At 73.5% G+C, this 21,448-nt stretch carries 18 protein-coding genes; 11 read left to right on the top strand and 7 right to left on the bottom strand.

Annotated features, from left to right (window positions below; all coding sequences use genetic code 11):
* Positions 1-33: 33 nt before the first annotated feature.
* From FJK98_RS05875 to FJK98_RS05860, 4 genes are all read left to right on the top strand, one after another.
* On the top strand, positions 34-2,712 hold the full coding sequence (locus FJK98_RS05875; protein ID WP_145918117.1) for a LuxR family transcriptional regulator: 2,679 nt from the start codon (positions 34-36) through the stop codon (positions 2,710-2,712).
* A gap of 16 nt (positions 2,713-2,728) precedes the next feature.
* Positions 2,729-4,015 (top strand): nicotinate phosphoribosyltransferase, encoded by a 1,287-nt coding sequence (locus FJK98_RS05870; protein ID WP_145918116.1) that lies wholly within the window; start codon positions 2,729-2,731, stop codon positions 4,013-4,015.
* A gap of 68 nt (positions 4,016-4,083) precedes the next feature.
* Complete coding sequence (locus tag FJK98_RS05865) at positions 4,084-4,665, top strand: isochorismatase family protein (RefSeq protein WP_145918115.1); 582 nt, start codon at positions 4,084-4,086, stop codon at positions 4,663-4,665.
* Between the two features lie 64 nt (positions 4,666-4,729).
* Positions 4,730-5,977 (top strand): MFS transporter, encoded by a 1,248-nt coding sequence (locus FJK98_RS05860; RefSeq protein ID WP_145918114.1) that lies wholly within the window; start codon positions 4,730-4,732, stop codon positions 5,975-5,977.
* 353 nt (positions 5,978-6,330) lie between these two features.
* Here the strand turns inward: FJK98_RS05860 and ctaD are convergent, their stop codons facing one another.
* Positions 6,331-8,088, bottom strand: coding sequence for a cytochrome c oxidase subunit I (gene ctaD / locus FJK98_RS05855; protein ID WP_145918113.1), 1,758 nt, complete (start codon positions 8,086-8,088; stop codon positions 6,331-6,333).
* A gap of 137 nt (positions 8,089-8,225) precedes the next feature.
* Positions 8,226-9,332 (bottom strand): FAD-dependent monooxygenase, encoded by a 1,107-nt coding sequence (locus FJK98_RS05850; protein ID WP_145918112.1) that lies wholly within the window; start codon positions 9,330-9,332, stop codon positions 8,226-8,228.
* Positions 9,333-9,528: 196 nt separating this feature from the next.
* Between FJK98_RS05850 and FJK98_RS05845 the strand changes: the two genes are divergently transcribed.
* Together FJK98_RS05845 and FJK98_RS05840 are read left to right on the top strand one after the other, a co-directional pair.
* The gene (locus FJK98_RS05845; protein ID WP_240762620.1) at positions 9,529-10,308 is read left to right on the top strand and encodes an IclR family transcriptional regulator; all 780 of its coding nucleotides are present in this window, start codon (positions 9,529-9,531) and stop codon (positions 10,306-10,308) included.
* 155 nt (positions 10,309-10,463) lie between these two features.
* On the top strand, positions 10,464-11,591 hold the full coding sequence (locus FJK98_RS05840; protein ID WP_145918110.1) for a cellulose binding domain-containing protein: 1,128 nt from the start codon (positions 10,464-10,466) through the stop codon (positions 11,589-11,591).
* 68 nt (positions 11,592-11,659) lie between these two features.
* Here FJK98_RS05840 and FJK98_RS05835 read toward each other — a convergent pair whose 3' ends face one another.
* Positions 11,660-12,442 (bottom strand): aldo/keto reductase, encoded by a 783-nt coding sequence (locus FJK98_RS05835; RefSeq protein ID WP_145918109.1) that lies wholly within the window; start codon positions 12,440-12,442, stop codon positions 11,660-11,662.
* A 115-nt stretch (positions 12,443-12,557) separates the two neighbouring features.
* Here FJK98_RS05835 and FJK98_RS05830 point away from each other — a divergent pair, with 115 nt between their 5' ends.
* Positions 12,558-13,745 (top strand): threonine synthase, encoded by a 1,188-nt coding sequence (locus FJK98_RS05830; RefSeq protein ID WP_145918108.1) that lies wholly within the window; start codon positions 12,558-12,560, stop codon positions 13,743-13,745.
* Between the two features lie 58 nt (positions 13,746-13,803).
* On the opposite strand, the gene FJK98_RS05825 is transcribed toward FJK98_RS05830, so the two are convergent.
* Positions 13,804-14,196, bottom strand: a complete 393-nt coding sequence (locus FJK98_RS05825) for a cupin domain-containing protein (RefSeq protein WP_088641792.1) — start codon at positions 14,194-14,196, stop codon at positions 13,804-13,806.
* Positions 14,197-14,444: 248 nt separating this feature from the next.
* Positions 14,445-14,852: a hypothetical protein gene (locus FJK98_RS05820; protein ID WP_145918107.1), complete on the bottom strand. Its 408-nt coding sequence runs from the start codon at positions 14,850-14,852 to the stop codon at positions 14,445-14,447.
* 291 nt (positions 14,853-15,143) lie between these two features.
* Here FJK98_RS05820 and FJK98_RS05815 point away from each other — a divergent pair, with 291 nt between their 5' ends.
* On the top strand, positions 15,144-15,833 hold the full coding sequence (locus FJK98_RS05815) for a response regulator transcription factor (protein WP_145918106.1): 690 nt from the start codon (positions 15,144-15,146) through the stop codon (positions 15,831-15,833).
* A 51-nt stretch (positions 15,834-15,884) separates the two neighbouring features.
* Here FJK98_RS05815 and FJK98_RS05810 read toward each other — a convergent pair whose 3' ends face one another.
* Positions 15,885-17,228, bottom strand: a complete 1,344-nt coding sequence (locus FJK98_RS05810) for a cellulose binding domain-containing protein (RefSeq protein ID WP_145918105.1) — start codon at positions 17,226-17,228, stop codon at positions 15,885-15,887.
* A gap of 229 nt (positions 17,229-17,457) precedes the next feature.
* Between FJK98_RS05810 and FJK98_RS05805 the strand changes: the two genes are divergently transcribed.
* Positions 17,458-18,528 carry a beta family protein gene (locus FJK98_RS05805; protein WP_370517006.1) on the top strand — a complete coding sequence of 357 codons (1,071 nt, stop codon included), beginning with the start codon at positions 17,458-17,460 and terminating at the stop codon, positions 18,526-18,528.
* Positions 18,529-18,533: 5 nt separating this feature from the next.
* Here FJK98_RS05805 and FJK98_RS05800 read toward each other — a convergent pair whose 3' ends face one another.
* The gene (locus tag FJK98_RS05800; RefSeq protein WP_088641796.1) at positions 18,534-18,815 is read right to left on the bottom strand and encodes an adhesin; all 282 of its coding nucleotides are present in this window, start codon (positions 18,813-18,815) and stop codon (positions 18,534-18,536) included.
* A gap of 216 nt (positions 18,816-19,031) precedes the next feature.
* On the opposite strand from FJK98_RS05800, the gene FJK98_RS05795 reads away from it, so the two are divergent.
* Both FJK98_RS05795 and dacB read left to right on the top strand, forming a co-directional pair.
* Positions 19,032-19,757 carry an MIP/aquaporin family protein gene (locus tag FJK98_RS05795; RefSeq protein WP_145918104.1) on the top strand — a complete coding sequence of 242 codons (726 nt, stop codon included), beginning with the start codon at positions 19,032-19,034 and terminating at the stop codon, positions 19,755-19,757.
* Between the two features lie 97 nt (positions 19,758-19,854).
* Positions 19,855-21,438, top strand: a complete 1,584-nt coding sequence (dacB, locus tag FJK98_RS05790) for a D-alanyl-D-alanine carboxypeptidase/D-alanyl-D-alanine-endopeptidase (RefSeq protein ID WP_145918103.1) — start codon at positions 19,855-19,857, stop codon at positions 21,436-21,438.
* Positions 21,439-21,448: the final 10 nt, after the last annotated feature.

The following is a 21,448-nucleotide window of genomic DNA, read 5'->3' as shown; positions in this document are numbered from 1 at the left end:
CTCCGGACCGATTTACATCGATATGCTGCTCGGATGAGTCGGTGGAGTTTCGTCGGCCGAACGGATGAACTCAACCGTCTGCTGGCAGCGGTGCACGAGGGCCAGGGGCACGGCATCTTCTTCAGCGGCAGCGCGGGCGTCGGCAAGAGCCGGTTGCTCCGCGAGGCGGTGGCCGCACTGCCTCCCGAGCGGTACGCGCTGTCGTTCGTCGCGGCCAGCACGGCCACCGCGGCGCTCCCCTTCGGCGGGCTCGCCCCGGTGCTGCCGGCCGAGCAGCCACCCGGGCTCTCCCCCGCCGGGGTGCTGCGCTGGGGCGTCGACGTGCTCCACGAGCAGGCGGCCGGGCGGCGCATCGTGCTCGCCATCGACGACGCCCACCTGCTCGACCCGCCCTCGGCGGCGCTGGTCCACCTGCTCGCCCGCGCCGAGAACACCACCGTGCTGGGCACCCTGCGCAGCGGCGAGCAGATCCCGCTGCCGATCCGGGCACTGTGGACCGACGACCTGGTCGCGCACGCCGAGCTGGCCCCGCTCGGCCAGGGTGAGACCACCGGCCTGCTCGCCGCCCTGCTGAACGGGCCGGTCGACGCCGGCTCCGCCGAGCGGCTGTTCCGGCTCTCCGCCGGCAACCCGCTGCTGCTGCGGGAGCTGGTGCTGGCCGCCACCACCGGGGGTGAGCTGGTCCGCACCTACGGGGTGTGGCGGTGGACCGGACGGCTGGAGCTGGCCCCCAGCCTCACCGACCTGATCGACACCCGGATCGGCCAGTTGGACCCCGGGGTCCGGGCGGTGGTGGAGCTGGTCGCCTTCGGTGAACCGCTCGGCCTGCGCCTGCTCGACCGCGCCGCCGACCCGACCGCCGTGGAGGTAGCCGAGGAACGCGGGCTGATCACCGTCGTACCCGACGACCGGCGGATGGACGTCCGGCTCGCCCACCCGCTGTACGGCGAGGTGATCCGCCGTCGCTGCCCGGTCAGCCGGACCCGCCGCCTCCAGGCGCAGCTCGCCGAGCGGGTGGAGGCGGCGGGCGCCCGCCGCCGGGGCGACCTGCTCCGGGTGGCGGTGTGGCGGCTCGACTCCGGCACCGCCCAGGACCCGGCCCTGCTGCTGCACGCGGCCGTCCAGGCGTTCACCCGGTACGACGTGCCGTTGGCCACCCGGCTGGCCCGGGCCGCGCTCGACGCCGACGGCGGCTACGACGCCGCCGAACTGCTCGCCACCATCCTGATGTTCGGCGACCGGCCGGCCGAGGCGATCGGGGTGCTCGACGCGGTGGCCGACGACATCGCCTGTGAGGAACGCCGCAGCCGCTGGCTCACCGTACGCGGGATGGTCAGCTACTGGGGGCTCAGCGAACGATCCACCGTGGACACCATCGCAGCGGCCGGGCGCGCCCTGACCGACCCCGGTCACCAGGCCAGGGTGCGCGCCTTCGAGGCGATCATGCGGCTGCACGGCCTGGAGGTCGACACCGCGCTGCGGCTCGGCCGGTCGGTGCTGGACCGGCCGGCGGCCAGCGTCGCCGCCCGGGAGCTGGCCCGGTGCACCATCGCCCACGCCGACGCGGTGCGCGGCCGGTTCCGTGCCAGCGCCACCGCGATCGACCGGGTGCAGGCGGAGGCGGCGAACTGGCGGGCCGACATGCCGTACCTGCAACTGGCCATGGAACTGGCCCGGGGCACCCGGCTGGCGCTCTCCGGGGACCTCGCCGGCATCGACGCCATCGTGGCCGACGAGTTCGCCGACCAGGCCGGCGCCGGGGACTTCCGGCTCGGCACCGGCTACCTGTCCATCCTCCAGGCGTACGCGGCGCGACTGCGCGGTCGCGGCGACGACGCGCTCAAGGCCAGTCTCGGTGCGTGCGCGGTGCTCGCCACCAGCCGGGTCTTCGCGGGGCTGGCGCACGCCGAACGGGCCCAGGCGGCGGTGCTGCGCGGCGACCCGGCCACCGCCGTGGAGGCGATGGCCGAGGCCGACCGCACCCAGGCCCCCGGCATGGCGGTGCTGCAACCGTGGCTGGAGCAGGCCCGCGCCGCGGTGCTGGCCGCCGGGGGCGACCTGGCCGGGGCGGCACGGCACCTCGGCGGGCTGGCCGACCGGTTGCGCGCCGACGGGTTCGCCGGCCACGAGGTGCTGGTGCTGCACGACCTGGTCCGGCTCGGCCGGGCCACCGCCCCCGTCGGGCCGACCTGCACCGACGGCGACCGGCGTACGGTGGCGCAGCGGCTGACCGAGCTTTCCGAGACCGTCGACGGGACGCTGACCCCGCTGCTCGCCCGGTACGCGCGGGCCGCCGCCGCACGCGACGGGGAGGCCCTGCTGGAGGTGGCGGACGGCCTCACGAAGCTCGACCTGACGGTCTGGGCGGTCGACGCCACGGCGACGGCGCTGCACGGCTGGCGGCGGGACCGGTCGACGTCGGCCGCCGCCGCCCACGAACAGCTCGCCGCCCTGCTCACCCGCTGCGACCAGATCCGAACCCCGGCGCTGGACGCGTTGCGGCCCACGCTCAGCGACCGGGAGCTGGAGGTCGCCGCGCTCGCCGCCGCCGGGGTGACCAGCCGGGCCATCGCGGGCCGGCTGTTCCTGTCGCCCCGGACGGTGGAGAATCACCTCCAGCGGGTCTACAGCAAGCTCGGCATCACCGGCCGGGCCGAGTTGGGTGCCGCGCTGCGGGCGATCCCGGGCCACGGCGACGGTCCGACCGGCTGAACTCTAGGCTGGGTTGGTGAGCCACCTTCGCCCCGCGCTGCTGACCGACCACTACGAGCTGACCATGGTCAGTGCCGCCCTGCGCGACGGCACCGCCGACCGCCGGTGCACCTTCGAGGTGTTCAGCCGACGCCTGCCCGCCGGACGCCGGTACGGGGTGGTCGCGGGGACCGGCCGCCTGATCGACATGGTGAGGGAGTTCCGGTTCGCCCCGGAGGAGGTCGAGTTCCTGCTCCGTACCGGGGTGGTGGACGAGCCGGCCGCCCGCTGGCTGGCCGACTACCGGTTCACCGGCGACATCGACGGGTACGCCGAGGGCGAGCTGTTCTTCCCCGGCTCCCCGATCCTCACCGTCTCCGGCGGCTTCGCCGAGTGCGTGGTGCTGGAGACGCTGGTGCTGTCGGTGCTCAACCACGACTGCGCGGTGGCCGCGGCGGCGGCCCGGATGGTCACCGCGGCCCGGGGTCGGGCGCTGATCGAGATGGGTTCCCGGCGGGCCCACGAGGAGGCGGCGGTGGCCGCCGCGCGGGCGGCGTACCTGGCCGGGTTCCGGTTCACCTCCAACCTCGCGGCCGGCCAGCGGTACGGCATCCCCACCGCCGGCACCGCCGCGCACGCGTTCACCCTGCTGCACGACGACGAGCGGACGGCGTTCGCCTCGCAGGTCGCCACCCTGGGCCGGGACACCACGCTGCTGGTCGACACGTACGACATCAGCCAGGGCATCCGGACCGCCATCGAGGTGGCCGGGCCGCAACTGCGGGCGGTCCGGATCGACTCCGGCGACCTCGCGGTCATCGCCCAGCAGTCCCGGGAACTGCTCGACTCGCTCGGCGCCACCGAGACGAAGATCATCGTTTCGGGGGATCTCGACGAGTACGCCATCGCCGCGCTCGCCGCCGAGCCGGTCGACATGTACGGCGCGGGCACCGCCGTGGTCACCGGCTCCGGCGCACCCACCGCCAGCCTGGTCTACAAGTTGGTCGAGGTGGACGGGCGGCCGGTGGTCAAGCGTTCCGAGAACAAGGCCACCATCGGGGGCCGGAAGGTCGCGGTACGCCGGCACAAGCCCACCGGCACCGCCACCGAGGAGGTCGTGGTCTCGCAGGGCGTGCCGGACCGGCAGGCCAACGACCGGCTGCTCCAGCACTCGTACGTAGTCGACGGCGAACCCGTCGACCTGCCCACCATCGCCGAGTCCCGGGAGCACCTGCGCCAGTGCCTGATCTCGATCCCGTGGGAGGGGCTGAAGCTCTCCGCCGGTGATCCGGCGATCCCGGTCACGGTCGTGCCGGCCGGTTGAGCCGTCGGGGCAGACTGGGTCCTGCCGCAGGTGGGGTCACCGGCGGCGAGCGGAGAGGAAGGGCACCGATGGCCAACGCGCTGATCATCGTGGACGTGCAGAACGACTTCTGTGAGGGCGGTTCCCTCGCCGTCACCGGGGGCGCGGGCGTCGCCGCCGGCATCTCGGGCCTGCTGGCCGGGGAGCCGCAGCGGTGGGACCACGTGGTCGCCACCAAGGACTACCACGTCGACCCGGGGGCGCACTTCGGCGACCCGCCGGACTACGTCGAGTCGTGGCCCCGGCACTGCGTGGTCGGCACTGCGGGCAGCGAGTTCCACCCCGACCTGGTGACCGACCGGGTCGAGGCGATCTTCCACAAGGGCGAGCACGCCGCCGCGTACTCCGGGTTCGAGGGGCACGCCGACGACGGCGAGTGCCTGGCCGACTGGCTGCGCCGGCACGACGTCGACCGGGTCGACGTGGTCGGCATCGCCACCGACCACTGCGTACGGGCCACCGCCCTGGACGCCGCCCGGGAGGGCTTCGCCACCACCGTGCTGCTCGACCTGACGGCGGCGGTCGCGCCGGCGACGCTGGACGTGGCGCTGCGGGCGATGGACGGCGCCGGGGTGACCCTGCGCGGGGAGCCGGTGATCAGCGCCGCATGAGCCGGTAATCGCTTGCCGATGTCGTACCCCCGGTCCAGGATGACCGCCGGAGGTACGGAGCATCATGACGTTGACGCCTTACCGGCAGGCCCTGGCCCAGCCCGGTCTGCGGGCCCTGCTGCTGGTGGCGGTGCTGGCCCGCATCCCGCTCACCGCGACGGGGGTGACGCTCACCTTCTACGTGGTGCTGGAGCTGGGCCGGGGTTACGGCGCCGCCGGCCTGGTCGGTGCCGCATCGGTCGCCGGCGCGGCCATCGGCTCCCCCCTGCTCGGCCGGCTGGTCGACAGGCGTGGTCTACGCCCGGTGGTCGCGGTGACCACCGTCGTCGAGGCGGCCTTCTGGGTGAGCGCCCCGACGTTGAGTCTGCCGCTGCTGCTGCCCGCCGCGTTCGTGGCCGGGCTGTTCGCGCTGCCGGTGTTCTCGGTCGTCCGGCAGTCGATCGCCGCGCTGGTGCCGGCCCAGCGCCGCCGCCCCGCGTACGCGCTGGACTCGATGTCGATGGAGCTGTCCTTCATGATCGGGCCGGCGCTGGCCGTGGCGCTGGCCACCGCCGTCTCGCCCCGGGTCACGCTCTGGGCGGTCGGCGCGGGCATCGTCGGCGCGGGCATCGTCCTCTGGCTGCTCGACCCGCCGACCCGCAGCGCCGACGAGTCGGTCGGGCCGCAGCCCCGGGTGCCCCGGCGGCAGTGGCTGACCAGTCGCCTGCTCGCGGTGTTCGCGGTGAGCGCCGCCGCGACCCTGGTGCTCGGCGGCACCGACGTGGCGGTGGTGGCGGTGCTGCGGGCCGGCGGCGAGGTCGGCTGGACCGGTGCGGTGCTCACCGCCTGGGCGATCGCGTCGCTGATCGGCGGCTTCGCGTACGGGGCCGTCCGCCGCTCCTTCTCCCCGCTGGCCCTGGCCGCCCTGCTCAGCCTCTGCACCATCCCGGTCGGGTTGGGCGGCGGCCACTGGTGGCTGCTCTGTCTGACCCTGCTCCCGGCCGGTTTGCTCTGCGCCCCCACCATCGCCGCCACCGCCGACGCGGTCAGCCGGCTCGCCCCCGCCGGGGTACGCGGTGAGGCGATGGGCCTGCACGGCTCCGCCACCACGGTCGGCATCGCGCTCGGCGCTCCGCTGGCCGGCGCGGTGATCGACGCCTCGGTGCCGCTCTGGGGCTTCGTGGTCACCGGGGCGGTGGGGCTGCTGGTGACCCTGGCGGTGCTGCCCGTGGTGCTGCCCCACCGCCGCCCACCCGCGACCGCCGCCACCGGGTCGGCGGTCGTCCCCGCCACCAGCGACCCCGCCGTCGACCTGACCCCCGCCACTCCCTGATACCGCCTCCCGCCGACGGTTCGCCCGGCGACCCGACGACCGGCCGGGTCCGGCGGCCCGACGGCCGGACCAGCGGATCGCCCGGCTCGACGGCTCAGCAGCTCAGCGGCATGTCCTCCGGTGAAGTGATATGCCACAGAGTCATATCTATGCCGCTGTGGCATCGAGCCCTTGAGGGCATGTCACGGCCCGACCGTCATCGTCGGTTGCCGTCAGCGTCCCGGATAGGGCCGGTGACACGGGAACCGTCGGTGACGCGGAAAGGTCACCCGGTCGACCCCGCACCGGGCAGGGAAAGCCGACGGGCGTCGTACCCGGGTGGGTACGACGCCCGTCGGCGATGTCGGTGCGGATCAGCGCTGGTCGAGGTTCCCGGCGGTGTCCTCCTGGTAGCTGGCGCCGCCGTTGACCTCGCTGGTCAGTGGCTTGGCACCACCCTCCGGCGGGCCGGCGAGGCTCTGCCCGGCGGCCAGCTCGGGGAACTTCGCGTCGAACGCCGGGCGCTCGGAACGGATGCGGGGCATCCGGTCGAAGTTACGCAGCGGCGGCGGGGAACTGGTCGCCCACTCCAGCGAGTTGCCGTGGCCCCACGGGTCGTCCACCTCGACGACCGGCCCGGTCTTGTACGACTTCCAGCAGTTCCAGATGAACGGCAGGGTCGAGATACCGGTGATGAACGCGCCGATCGTGGAGATCATGTTGAGCGTGGTGAAGCCGTCGCTGGGCAGGTAGTCGGCGTACCGGCGGGGCATGCCCTCGGCGCCGAGCCAGTGCTGCACCAGGAAGGTGGTGTGGAAGCCGATCATCGTGAGCCAGAAGTGAATCTTGCCCAGGCGCTCGTCGAGCATCCGGCCGAACATCTTCGGGAACCAGAAGTAGATGCCACCGAAGACGGCGAACACGATGGTGCCGAAGAGCACGTAGTGGAAGTGCGCCACGACGAAGTAGTTGTCGTGCAGGTGGAAGTCGAGCGGCGGGCTGGCCAGCAGCACCCCGGTCAGACCACCGAAGAGGAAGGTCACCAGGAAGCCGATGGCGAACAGCATCGGCGTCTCGAAGGTGATCTGGCCCCGCCACATGGTGCCGATCCAGTTGAAGAACTTCATACCGGTCGGCACGGCGATCAGGTAGCTGAGGAAGCTGAAGAACGGCAGCAGCACCTGGCCGGTGGCGAACATGTGGTGCGCCCAGACGCTCATCGACAGGGCGGCGATGGCGATGGTGGCGGCGACGAGACCCTTGTAACCGAAGATCGGCTTGCGGGAGAAGACCGGGATGATCTCGGTGATGATGCCGAAGAACGGCAGCGCGATGATGTAGACCTCGGGGTGGCCGAAGAACCAGAAGAGGTGCTGCCACAGCATCGGGCCGCCGGTCGCCGGGTCGTAGACGTGCGCGCCGAGCAGCCGGTCCGCGGCCAGCGCGAAGAGCGCGGCGGCCAGCAGCGGGAAGACCAGGATCGCCAGCAGGCTGGTGACCAGCATGTTCCACGTGAAGATCGGCATCCGGAACATGGTCATGCCGGGGGCCCGCAGGGTCAGGATCGTGGTGATCAGGTTGACCGCGCCGAGGATCGTGCCCAGACCCGAGATCGCCAGGCCGACCACCCACATGTTCGCGCCGACGCCGGGCGAGTGCTCGATGCTGCTCAGCGGGGTGTAGGCGGTCCAGCCGAAGTCGGCGGCACCACCCGGGCTGAGGAAGCCGGCGGTCGCCATCGTGCCGCCGAACAGGTACAGCCAGTAGGCGAAGGCGTTCAGCCGGGGGAACGAGACGTCGGGGGCGCCGATCTGCAGCGGCACGACGTAGTTGGCGAACGCGAACACGATGGGCGTCGCGAAGAACAGCAGCATGATCGTGCCGTGCATGGTGAACAGCTGGTTGTACTGCTCCGGCGACAGGAACTGCATGCCCGGCCGCGCCAGCTCGGCTCGCATGACCAGGGCCATCAGGCCACCGATCATGAAGAACACGAACGCGGTGACCATGTACATGATCCCGATCTGCTTCGCGTCCGTGGTGCGCAGCAGCCGCGCGATGGCCGACCCCTTGACCGGCTCTCGGACCGGCCATGGCCGGGTCACGACCGGCTTGGGTGCGACGGTGGTCACGAATGGCCTCCGGTTCTCGGTTGTCCCGCTCGGCACGCCTCGTCAGCTGCGGGCCGTCATCCGAAAGGATGTTAGTCCCCGGCAGGTGGCAGCACCGCTCGGGGTGCTCTGGCACCATGTCCGGTCACCCGCCGCACCTACAGCGGGCCGACCAGGAGCCGGTAGTGCTCGCCGAAGATCCGCCCGCCCCGCCCGCGCAGCAAGGGGTCGCGCAGCGCCGGCGGCACGTCCCGGGTGCGGTTGCGGTCGCGGGTCCGGTCCCGCACCCATCGGGTACGCGGACGACGGCGGCTCTCGTACGCGACCAGGGCGGCCTCGACGCTGCCGGCGGCGCGGAGCGACTCGGCGAGGACCACCGCGTCCTCCAGCGCCATCGCGATCCCCTGGGACAGGGTGGGCGCGGTGGCGTGCGCGGCGTCGCCGACCAGCAGCACCCGGCCCCGGTGCCAGCGGCCCAGCTCGACCTCGTCGGTGAGCCCGACCTGCACGTCGCGCCAGGCGGCCAGCACCGCCGGGACGGGGCCGCCGTAGCCGCCGAAGAGTTCGTGCAGCCGGGCGACCGGGTCGGCCGGGGCGACGGTGCCCGCCTCGTCGGCGTAGCAGTAGAGCCGGCCGGCGCCGAGCGGCACCACCAGGAAGCCGGCCCGCCGGCCGAGCAGCGCCGTCCAGTCGGCCACGTCGGGGCCGTCGCGCACCACGCCCCGGTAGACCACCTGGCCGGCGGGGCGGGGCGGACCGCCGAGCGCGGCCAGGGAACGGACCGCCGAGCGGGGGCCGTCGGCACCGATCACGAGGTCGTACTCGCCGCCGGTGCCGTCGGTGAAGGTGACCGCGACCCCGGCGGGCAGCAGCTCGACGGTGCTCACCTCGGCCCCGTGCCGGACAGCGCCCCCGGCGCCGCTGAGCAGCACCTGGTAGAGGTCGCGGCGGGGCAGGGCCCGGCACTCCCCCACCTCGGCCCAGAGCGTGTCGAGGTCCACCTCACAGAGCGGGTCACCGGCGGCGTCGAGGAAGCGTTGGCGGTGGATCACCTGCCCGAGCGGGCGGACCGGGCCGTCGAGGTCGAGCCGGCGCAGCGCGCGGGCGGCGTTGCCGGGCAGGTAGAGGCCGGTGTCGGCGAGTTCGTTCGGGGGGAGCTTCTCGGTGACGTCCGGTCGGAAGCCGGCCAACCGCAGGGCCCGGGCGACGGCGAGACCGGCGATGCCCGCGCCGACGACGAGGATGCGCAGGGGGGAGCCACGCATGGTGGTGTACGCCTCCGGAGGGGATCGGTACGCGGTGAAGGCAAGACACTACTCCGCGCGATCGGCGCACACCAGGGCCGATGATCCCCCACCCGGGACGCTCCGGACTGGACAGAAAGTTGTTCAGCCAGCTGAACGAGGTTCGATCGAAGAATACCCATCGGCCGGATGTCGTCCGTCTCACTACAGTGACGGCGTGACGACGGACGAGTCATACCGCTCGGTCAAGTCGGCGGGTCGGGCGCTGGACGTGCTGGAGGCGCTCGCCACCCCGGACGGCCCCCGCTCACCGGTGGAGCTGAGCCGGGCGCTGGGCATCCCCAAGAGCAGCCTGCACGCCATCCTGCGGACCCTGCTGGACCGCGAGTGGGTGGCCGCCGACCCGACCGGCACCCGGTTCTCGGTGGGGTTGCGGGCGCTGGAGGTGGGCGCGACGTTCCTGGCCGGCGCGGACGTCGCCGCCCTGTACGAGGTGACCCTGGACCGGCTGGCCGAGTGTTCCGGCGAGACGGTGCAGCTCTACCGGCTCGACCGGAGCGCGGTGGTGCTGCTGGCCCGGCGGGACTCGGCGCACATCGTGCGGCCGGTCTGCGCGGTGGGTCGCCGGCTGCCCGCGCACGCCACCGCGGCCGGCAAGGCGCTGCTCGCCGCGCGCTCCGACGAGGAGGTCGACCGGCTGTTGCAGTGGCCGCTGCCGGCGTTCACCGGGCGGACGGTCACCACGCCGGAGGCGCTGCGTGCCGAGTTGGCCGCGGTGCGGCGGCGGGGCTGGGCCGAGGAGTGGGAGGAGTGCAGTCCGGGGCTGGCCGCGGTGGCGGTGGCCGTACCGCTGCGGGAGCCGGCGGTGGACGCGATCTCGGTGGCCGCGCCGGTGGACCGGCTGGGGCCGGAGGCGCGGACCCGGCTGGCGGCGGCGCTGCGGGAGGCGGCGGCGCAGGCCCGGACGGCGCGCACGCTGCTCGCGCCCAACCTGTAGAACGCGGTTCACGTACGTGGACGAGATCGGCCGCGAACTTAACCGGTTCAGTTGCGTCACAGTTTCAAGTATGTAAATGTGTTCAGGACCGTGGGAGCGCTCCCGGTCACGTCCGAGACACCTCCGGCGTCCCCGCGCCGCAGCCAAGGAGCATCATGAAGCGTCCATTGCGGGCCCTCGCCGCCGCCGGTCTCCTGGCCGTCGGCACGATCGTGGCCGTCGCCGTCGGCGGCACCGCCTCCGCCGACACCCAGATCTGCGAGCAGTACGGCTCCACCGTCATCGGCGGCCGGTACGTGGTCCAGAACAACCGCTGGGGCACCACCGCCCAGCAGTGCATCAACGTCACCGGCAGTGGCTTCAGCATCGCCAGCCAGCAGGGTTCCGCGCCGACCAACGGCGCGCCGGTGTCGTACCCGTCGATCTTCGTCGGCTGCCACTACACCAACTGCTCGCCGGGCACCAACCTGCCGGCCCAGGTGAAGTCGATCAGCAGCGCGCCCGGCAGCATCTCCTTCAACTACGTCGGCGGGGCGATCTACGACGCCGCCTACGACATCTGGCTCGACCCGTCGCCCAAGCGGGACGGGGTCAACGCGATGGAGATCATGATCTGGTTCAACCGGCAGGGCAGCATCCAGCCGATCGGCTCGCCGGTGGGCAACGCGAACATCGCGGGCCGCAGCTGGGAGGTGTGGCGCGGCAACAACGGCGGCAACAACGTCATCTCGTACGTCGCGCCGTCGGCCATCGGGTCCATGAGCTTCAACGTGCTGGACTTCATCGCCGACACCCGCAACCGTGGGGCGATCACCAACGACTGGTACCTGACCAGCATCCAGGCCGGTTTCGAGCCCTGGCAGGGCGGCGCCGGGCTGGCCGTCACCAACTTCTCCCAGACCGTCAACACCGGTGGCACCCCGCCGCCCACCACCGCCCCGCCGACCACGCCCCCGGGCAACGGCGGCGGCTGCGCGGTGAAGTACACGTCCAACTCGTGGAACAACGGGTTCACCGCCGACGTGACGATCACCAACCGGGGCTCCAGCGCCATCAACGGCTGGACGCTGACCTACAGCCTGCCCAGCGGGCAGCAGATCACCAGCTCCTGGAACGCCACCGTCACCCAGAGCGGGTCCACGGTGACCGCCCGCAACGCCTCGCACAACGGCAGCGTCTCCCCCGGTGGCACCGCCAGCTTCGGCTACCAGGGCTCGCTGAACGGGACGTACTCGGCGCCGACCAGCTTCTCGCTCAACGGCGTCGCCTGCTCCCGCGCCTGACCCCACACCACCCACCACCACGCGGGGGGCGTGACCGGCCGGTCACGCCCCCCGCACCCCGTCCGGGCTCAGCCACCCAGGGCGTCGATGTCGCGCATCTCCTCGGCGGTGAGCGAGAAGTTCCAGATGTCGGCGTTGGCACGGATGCGCTCCGGGGTCACCGACTTGGGGATCACCACGATCTCGTGGTCGACGTGCCAGCGCAGCACCACCTGTGCCGGGGAGACGTCGTGCGCGGCGGCGATCCGGGTCAGCACCGGGTCGGCCAGGTCGCTGGTCTTGAACGGGCTGTAACCCTCCAGCACGATCCCCCGGTCCCGGTGCTCGGCGTGCCGCTGCCGGTCGTACAGCGACGGGCTCCACCGGATCTGGTTGACCGCCGGGTTCTCCTCGGTCGCCTGGATCAGCTCGTCGAGCTGGGGGGTGGCGTAGTTGCTCACCCCCACCGCCCGGGTGAGGTTCTCGTCCCGGGCGGCCAGCAGCTCCCGCCAGACCGGGATGCTGTCCGACGGCGACGACGGCGGCCAGTGGATCAGCCAGAGGTCGACGTGGTCGGTGCCCAGCGCCCGCAGGCTCGCCTCGATCGTCTCCCGTTCCCGGCCGACCCGGTCCGGCGGCAGCTTGGTGGTGATGAAGACGTCCTCGCGGCGCAGTCCGCTCTCCCGCACCGCCCGACCCACCTCCTCCTCGTTGCCGTACATGGTGGCGGTGTCGAGGTGCCGGTAGCCGGCGTCCAACGCGGCCAGCACGGCGTCGTAGCCGGCCCGGCCGGTCGCCTGCCAGGTGCCGAAGCCGAGCAGCGGCATCCGGACGTCGCCGGGGAGACCGACGGTGGGTTGGTCGAGGTCCATGCCGACGGTTCTACCCATGATCGGCGTGGGCATGCCGGGCGAGCGGCGAACCCGGGCCGATTGCCGGAGAATGCCGGTGTGCCGAGCACCGACCGGGCCGACGGCGAGGAGCATCGTGTACCTGACCCACCTGGAGTGTCCCCGCTGCGGCCGGGAACACGACGCCCACCGGCTCACCAACCTGTGTGACTGCGGGTCGCCGCTGCTGGCCCGCTACGACCTGGCGGCGGTGGCCGCCGCCGTGACGCCCGAACGGTTCGGGCTGCGCCCGGCCGACCTGTGGCGCTACCGGGAGCTGCTGCCGGTGGCCGACGAGCGGCACGTCACCACGTTGGGTGAGGGCTGGACGCCGCTGTGGCGCGCGCCGGCGTACGGCCACGAGATCGGCGTCGCCGACCTGATCGTCAAGGACGAGGGGCTCACCCCGACCGGGTCGTTCAAGGCCCGGGGCGCCGCCGTCGGGGTGAGCCGGGCCCGGGAGCTGGGCGTACGGCGGTTCGCCATGCCCACCAACGGCAACGCCGGAGCGGCCTGGGCCACGTACGCGGCGCGGGCCGGGATGGCGGCGACCATCGTGATGCCGCTGGACGCGCCCACCATCTGCCGCCGCGAGTGCGTGGCCGCCGGTGCCGACCTGCTCCTGGTGGACGGGTTGATCAGCGACGCCGGACGCCGGGTGGCCGAGCTGGTGGCCGGCGCGGACGGCGCGGTCTTCGACGCCGGCACGCTGCGCGAGCCCTACCGGCTGGAGGGCAAGAAGACGATGGGGTACGAGATCGTCGAACAGCTCGGCTGGCAGGTGCCCGACGTGATCATCTATCCCACCGGTGGCGGGGTCGGCCTGATCGGCATCCACAAGGCCCTGCACGAGCTGCGCGAACTCGGCTGGGTGAGCGACCGGCTGCCCCGGCTGGTGGCGGTGCAGTCGACCGGTTGCGCGCCGATCGTCCGGGCGTTCGCCGCCGGTGAGGACCGGGCCCGCCCCTGGGCCGACGCGCGCACCGTGGCGTTCGGGATCACCGTGCCGGCGCCCCTCGGCGACGAGCTGATCCTGACCGCGCTGCGGGAGAGCGGTGGGACGGCGGTCGCCGTCGACGACGCGGAGATCCTCACCGACCTGCGGGAGTTCGCCGCCCGGGAGGGGTTGCTGCTCTGCCCGGAGGGGGCGGCCTGCCTCACCGCCGCCCGGCACCTGCGGGCCGGGGGCTGGATCCGCCCCGACGAGCGGGTGGTGGTGCTGAACACGGGGTCGGGGCTGAAGTATCCGGAGACGGTGGACGTCTCCGCCGTACCCGTGGGCTGACCGCCCGCACCGGCGTCCCACCGGGGACGCCGGTGCGGCGGAACGGTCCGGCGGCGGCTCAGGACGTCGGCGGTTCGTCCTCGCCGGCGGCCTCCGCCGCGTCGGCCTCCTCCTTGGTGTGGTGCACCACCTGGTCGGCGTGCTCCGGCGGGCCGTAGACCGTGTAGAGGACCAGCGGGTTGGGCCCGGTGTTGACGAAGTTGTGCTTCGTCCCGGCCGGCACCACCACCAGGTCACCCTGGGCGACGTCCCGGGTCTCCCCGCCGACCCGGGCCTCCGCGGTGCCGCTGACGAAGGTCAGGATCTGGTCGATCCCGTCGTGGACCTCCTCGCCGATCTCCCCTCCCGGCGGAATGGTCATGATCACCAACTGGGTCTTCTCGCCGGTCCAGAGCACCCGGCGGAAGTCCGGGCTCTTCTGGGCGACCGTCGCGATCGTGAAATGCTCCATGTCCCGCTCATACCCGCAACGGCGACGGATCACGCCGTGTCGTGCAGATGAGGCAATTCCCGGCCCCGGGCAGGTTTGCGCGCCGCCGGATCGGGCAACGTGCACCCCAGACCGGCGCGGGCACCGCACCGGTCGCACCAGGTCCCCGCTGGCGTACCGCCGGATGGCTGCGGTGGTGGGAGACGGTCGGAGCGCGGCGACGGACGGCCGGTGTGCCGTACGGCGCCGTGCGCCCGTATCCGCCGGCCTCAGGCCAGGACCGCCAGATGGAACGGACGGTCCGAGACACTGCCGTCGCTGGCGAACGTCTTGACGAACACCCCGTTCGGGATTCCCGTCCGGCCGACCACGCTGATCCCCCCGGGCGGCGCGAGCCCGGCGCTGCCGGCCAATCCGATCGTGCCCACGTAGCCGGCGGTGCTCACGTCCTGGTCGAAGACGACCTGGTACATGCCGGGGGCGAGTCGGGTGGCCGACGCCGCACCGAGACCACGGGCCAGGGTGCCGTTCGCGTGCACCACGGCGTAGAGCATCCGGGCCGAGGGGGGTAGTCCCACCCGCCGGTCGCTGGCCAGTTGGGCGTCGGCCCTGGCCAGGTCGTTGCGGCAGGGGACGGGCTGGTTGACCGGGCGACGCCGGGAACCGGTGCTGGACATCGTGGTGCTCCTGCCTGCCGGCCACCTTCTCGGGCCGGGAGCGATGGGGGGTGGGATGGCGATCCACGCCGACCGACCGGATCGCGTACCTCGAAAATATGTCGGTTGCGCCTTTTGCGACCACCCGACCAACTGTCCAGTAGCCGACACCCACCCGTGCTGAGCTGCGAAAACACCCGTCTCATGAGTCGCGGCGGCAGTTGGTGCGCGCCCGGGCGGGTCGTCCCGACGTGGTCGTCCGGCCCGGCCCGGTCGGCGGCCGGGCCCGCCCCCCGGGGCTAGCCTGCTGGGGTGGCCCGCCTGCTGCTCGTCGAGGACGATCTGACCATCCGTGCCCCGCTGGTCCGGGCGCTGCGCGACCGGGGGCACGCGGTGGCCGCCGCGTCGACCGCGATGGAGGGGCTGCGGCACACCCTCGACGACCGGCCCGACCTCGTCGTGCTCGACCTCGGCCTGCCCGACCTCGACGGCGGCGAGCTGCTGCGGATGCTGCGCGCGGTCAGCGCCGTGCCGGTGATCGTGGCCACCGCCCGGGACGACGAACGGGAGATCGTCCGGCTGCTCGACGCCGGGGCGGACGACTACCTGGTCAAGCCGTTCACCGCCGCCCAGCTCGACGCCCGGGTCCGGGCGGTGCTGCGCCGGGGCGGGGCCGAGCGGCCCGACGGCGAGCCCGTGCTGGTGGTCGGCGGGCTGCGGATCGATCCGCGCGCCCGCCAGGTCACCCTGGACGGCACGCCGGTGGAGCTGACCCCGCGCGAGTTCGACCTGCTGCACCACCTCGCCGGCCGCCCCGGCACGGTGGTGACCAAACGGGAACTGCTCACCGAGGTCTGGCAGATCCCCTACGGCGGCGCGGACAAGACCGTCGACGTGCACCTGTCCTGGCTGCGCCGCAAGCTCGGGGAGAGCGCCCAGCAACCCCGCTACCTGCACACCGTACGCGGGGTCGGGGTGCGGCTCACCGCGCCCGGGACGTAGCGCCGGGGCGGTGACCGGCCCGCCACCACGGGCGGGCCGGCCACCGGGGGTTCACCGGACGGCGCAGGTCACCACCGTCGGGGGCTGGTTGTCGCCGGTGACGACCATCCCCCAGCTGGTGGTCGCGCCGGGGATCAGGCTCCCGTTGTAGGCGGCGTTGGTCGCGGTGACCTGCCGGCCGGACTGGCTGACCGTGGCGCTCCACGACGAGGCGACCTGCTGGCTTCCGGCGAAGGTCAGCGCGGTGGCCCAGCCGGTGATCGCGCCGGCGCCGAGGTTGCGCACGGTGACCTCCGCCTGGAAGCCGCCCGACCACGAGCCGGTCACCCGGTAGGCGGCCGAGCAACCGGTCACCGGGGCCGGGGTGCCGGTGGGGGTCGCGGTGGGGGTGACCGGCGGCGTCGCGGTGGGGGTGGCCGTGGGGGTGCCGGTCGGGGTCGGGGTCGGCCCGTCGGAGGTGGTGTAGTCGACCCGGGTGTACGCCGCCGAGCACGTCCCGCCGCAGGAGGCGGGCAGGGCGAACCGGTAGACCCGACCGTTGTTGATCAGAACGCCGGCCGCGTCGCGGACCCGGATCTGGAAGTCGGTGCCCCCGGCGGCGGTCGCCCCGATCACGTACGACTGTCCCATGTCGCTGTTCATCGTGGCGGCCGTCCACACCCCACCGGCCAGGTACTCCACCCCGTGGATGCCGTTGGCCAGGTGCGAGACGGCGATCGCCGGCCAGTACCGCTGGGCGCCCCTCATGAAGCCGATCCGGATGTCGCCGGAGTAGTTCGGGGCGGGGACGAACGACCAGGAGACGTGCCGGTTGTTCCAGTGGGCGGGGTTCATGTCCCCCACCGGCGTCCCGTTGCGCACGAAGCGGTTCAGCGAGGCGGTGGAGAGGTCCAGGTGGTAGGGGTCGTCACGGCACCAGGCGTTGCCGTCGCCGCAACTGTCCGCCACCACCATGGTCAGGGTGGCCCCGCTGTAGGCGTCGGCGGTCCACGAGCCGTTGCGGCAGAACGGCTGGCCGGGCGCGCCGTCGTTGACGCCGGTGCAGTAGTCGCCGACGGTGACCCGCACGAACCGGCCACAGTTGAGGCCGTTGTTCCACAGCCCGATCTTCGCCGCCTGGCTGGCCGGGATCGGCCGCATCGGGTACGACGAGTAGTCGCCGGGCAGGTCGTAGGCGTTGAGCGCGACGAAGTCCGGCGCGTCGAGCTCCGCCTGGGGCAGGCCGCAGCCGCCGTACGGTGCGCCGAGGGCGTCGAAGTGGGTGGCGTTGCCGGTGACCGGGGTGGTCGGCTCGGGTACCGCGAGCGCCCCGGCGGGCAGCGGGACGACCAGCAGCAGTGCGGCGGCGGCGGTCAGCGCCGCGAGCAGGCCGGCACGGTGACGCGACGTTGTCATGAGGGGGTACGCCTTCCGGGCAGCAGGGAGCGGGGACATGGGTTTTCGGATGCCCTTCCACGCCCGGCGTACCGCCCACCCATGCCACCACCGTCACCGACCACTGTCAATGCCCGATGTGGAGGGCCCGGATGCGACGCCGATCCGTCACCACGATTGCCGGGCAACCCCTGTGACGGGGGCGGTCGGCCCGGTAGATTGAGGTATGGTGCCCGCCCCCGGGGGTCGGGTGGCGGAGCCCGTCTACCGCCCCATCCTCACCAGCAGACGCGGTGAGCTGGAGGCGCTGGGTCATCTGGACAGCGCCCACGCTCCCCTGGTCGTCCCGGTCCTCGACGTGTCCCCGGCCGACACCGGCCTGCCCCAGGTGCTGCGCCGGCTGCCCGCCGGGCTGGTGCCGGCCGTCGACGTGTGCGCGCTGCCCGACGGGCCGGCCGGCGAGCTGGCCCGGTGGGGCGTACCGGTGCAGCCAGTGGTCGGCCTGACCTGCGGTGACCGGCGGCTGGCCGCGCACGGCGCGGCGTGCCGGGCGTACGCCCGGGGGGCGGTGGTCCGGCTGCGGCCCGGCCGGGACCGCACCGGCCCGGACGCCACGACGGCGGCGGTGGAGCGGGTGTGGCGGCGCACCGGGCTGGTCCCGGAGCAGTGCGACCTGCTGGTCGACGCCGGTGACGTCTGCTGCCCGGCCGACCTGCGCGTCGCCGAGCCCCGGGTGCGCCGGGTGGTGGACTGGGCCCGCCGGCACGCCTGGCGCACGGTGACCGTGGCGGCCGGCGGGATGCCGCCGTCGCTGTCCCGGCTGCCCACCGACGAGCCGGTCCGGGTGGACCGCTGGGACTGGCTGCTCCGGAGTCGGCTGGCCGACCTGGGCGTGGGGTACGGCGACTACGGGGTGTCGCCCGCGCCGCCGGGCGGCGTGGAGCCGGGCGACCGGCTGCCCACGGTGCGGTACACCGCCGAGGACGGCTGGTGGATCTACCGCTGGTCGCGGCGGGGCGGCCGGGGCGACGAACGGTTCGCTGACCTGTGCCGCACGCTGGTCACCGCCCCGCACTGGCCGCCCGCCGGGGCGGGCCTCTCCTGGGGCGACCACGAGCTGCTGCGCCGGGCCCGCCGGGTCACCGGCGCGGGCTCACCGGCGAACTGGACGGCGTGGAGCACGTCGCACCACCTGGCGCACGTGCTGGCGGCGTTGACCGGCCCGGCCGACGGGCGGCGTCGCGGCCCGCCGACGTCCGCCGAGGACCGCACCGGGTTCACCCGCCCGCACCGGGGCGGTGAGCACCGGCGGGGCCGCTGACCGGGTCACTCCTGCTCGGTGAACCCGAACTGCACCACGCCCTCGTCGTCGACGGAGGCGTCCACCGAGCTGTCGTTGAGCAGTTCGGCGGCCTCGGCGTCGAGGAAGATGCGCGCCCCCTCGGTGTCGACCACCTGGTCGCCCTGCGCCGGCACCGGGACCAGTTCGATGGTGAGCGCGCCGGCCTCGGTGTCGGCGGCGATCCGCAGCCCACCGTCCTGGGCGACGTCCTGCTGGGCCGCGAGGTCACGGATCACGAGCACGGCGTTGTCGGTCATGGTGAGCATGATGGGACTCCTCGGGAGTTGTCGGGCGGAACGTGGCGCGACGACAGATGCGCGCCCCTGCGGCGGACCGGTGCCCGCCGGGCGTTCCGGGGGCGCCGCCGCGCGGCCCTCTCCCCCCACCGTGCCCCCTGCCCAGGGGTTCGTCAAATAGAGCGGGGTCTGTCGGAGATCCCCGTTTCCGCTCCTCACGGCCCTGCGGCTTTCTACCCTGAACGCATGGACGCTGCCCGACGGTACGCCGCCGAACTGATCGGCACCCTGCTGCTGGTCTTCGTCGGGGTGGGCACCGCCGTGTTCGCCCAGCTTCAGGGCGGCGTGGTGGTCGTGGCGCTGGCCTTCGGGTTCGTCCTGGTGGGGCTGGTGTACGCGATCGGCCCGCTCTCCGGCGCGCACCTCAATCCCGCGGTGACGTTGGGGGTGCTGCTCTCCGGCAAGATCTCCGCGGTCGGCGCGGTGGCGTACTGGCTGGCGCAGTTCGTGGGGGCCACGGTGGCCGGCTTCGCCATCTGGGGGCTGGTCCGCTGGGGCGGGGTGGCGGACCAGACCGGGGTGTTGGGCACCAACGGTTACGGGGTGCACATCAACCAGGGCGGCACGGCGGTGCTGGAGGTCGTCCTGACGTTCCTGTTCGTACTGGTGGTGCTGGTGGTGACGAGCCGGGTCGAGCACGCCGGCTTCGCCGGCCTGGCGATCGGCCTGGCGCTGGTGGCGGTGCTCCTGGTGGGGATCACCCTCGACGGCACCTCGATCAACCCGGCCCGGTCGTTCGGCCCGGCCGTGTTCGAGGGGGGCGCGGCGCTACGCCAGCTGTGGGTGTTCATCGTCTTCCCGCTGCTCGGCGGGGCACTGGCCGCGCTGGCCGCACCGCTGCTGGTGAAGCCGAGCCGGCACTTCCGCGCCGAACCCGACGCGCCCGACCCGGCCGCGCCGGACCCGACCTGACCCACCGGCCGACCACCGGCCCGGGGCCACCAGCCACGGAAGAAAATCTACGGTGCCGAGGCTTGCCCGACGGAAACCTTCGTGGCAGCGTCGTCGCATGCATCGTCGTCTCTTCCCCCGGACGCTCGCGCTGGTGGCGCTGGTCGCCACCGTGGCCGCCGCCGGTGCGCTGCCGGCGACCGCCGAGTCACCCACCCCGGCGGCCACCCGGCTGCACGCCACCATCGACGCCGTCCTCGCCGACCCCCTGCTCGCCGGGGCGCAGGCCGGGGTGGTCGTGGTGGACACCGCCACCGGCCGGACCCTCTACGACCGCAACGGCGACCGCCGCCTGGTGCCCGCCTCCAACACCAAGCTGTTGACCTCGACGGCGGCCCTGGCGCTGCTCGGCCCCGGGCACCGGTTCGGCACCGACGTGCTCACCGACGGCCGCCGACGGGCCGGCCTCGTCTCCGGCAACCTCTACCTGCGCGGCGGCGGCGACCCGACGATGCTGGCCGCCGACTACGACGCGCTGGCCGCCCAGGTCGCCGACAGCGGCGTACGGATGGTGACCGGCAACCTGGTCGCCGACGACACCCGCTACGACGCCACCCGGCTCGGCGCGGAGTGGGCCTGGGACGACGAGTCGTACTACTACGCGGCGCAGGTCTCCGCGCTGACCCTCGCCCCGGACACCGACTACGACGCGGGCACGGTGATCGTGCGGGCCGCCCCGGCGGGCAGTGCCGGGGCACGGCCGGTGGTCACCATGACCCCGCCCAACGGCTACCTGCGGATCGACAACCGGGCCGAGACGGTGGCCGACGGCGAGACGACGCTGTCGTTCGAGCGGACGCACGGCGGCAACACCATCGTGGTCACCGGCCGGATCGCGGCCGGCGCGGCGGCGGTCAGCGACTGGATGACCGTCGGGGAGCCCACCGGCTACGCCGCCGCCGTCTTCCGGGACGCGCTGCGCCGGCACGGGGTACGGGTGCTCGGGCGGACGGTGCCCGGCCGGGCCACCCCGACGGACGCCACCCCGGTGGCCCGGCACGACTCGATGACCCTGGCCGAGCTGCTGGTGCCCTTCCTCAAACTGTCCAACAACGGGCACGCCGAGGTGCTGACCAAGGAGATCGGCCGGGTCATCTCCGGGTCGGGCAGCTGGCCGGCCGGGCTCGCCGCGATCAGCGAGTACGTCGCCGACACCGGAGTGGACACCGGCGTCCTGCGTCAGCTCGACGGCTCGGGGCTGTCCCGGCGCAACCTGATCCCGGCCGGCGAGTTCGTCGCGCTGCTCGCCGCCGTCCGCCGGGAACCCTGGTTCGACACCTGGTACGCGGCCCTGCCGGTCGCCGGCAACCCGGACCGCCTCGTCGGCGGCACCCTGCGCAGCCGGATGCGCGGCACCCCGGCGGCGGACAACGTGCGCGCCAAGACCGGCAGCCTGACCGGGGTGTCCGGCCTCTCCGGTTACGCCACCGACGGCGACGGTCGGCTGCTCGCCTTCTCGGTGGTGTTCAACAACTACCTGACCTCGTCGGTGAAGGGGCTGGAGGACCAGATCGCCATCGCGCTGGCCAGCTACCGCGAGGGGGACGGCGGGACGGCGCGGGCCGCACCCCCGGTGGCCCCGGAGGCGCCCCGGGTGCCCGAGGGCCGGGAGTGTTCCTGGGTCAAGCCGATCGTCTGCTGAGCCCGGCCGG

It is taken from the genome of Micromonospora sp. HM134 (genome assembly GCF_007833915.1).
GTDB classification, from domain to species: Bacteria; Actinomycetota; Actinomycetes; order Mycobacteriales; family Micromonosporaceae; genus Micromonospora; species Micromonospora wenchangensis.
This window is presented reverse-complemented; position numbering and strand designations above follow the sequence as displayed.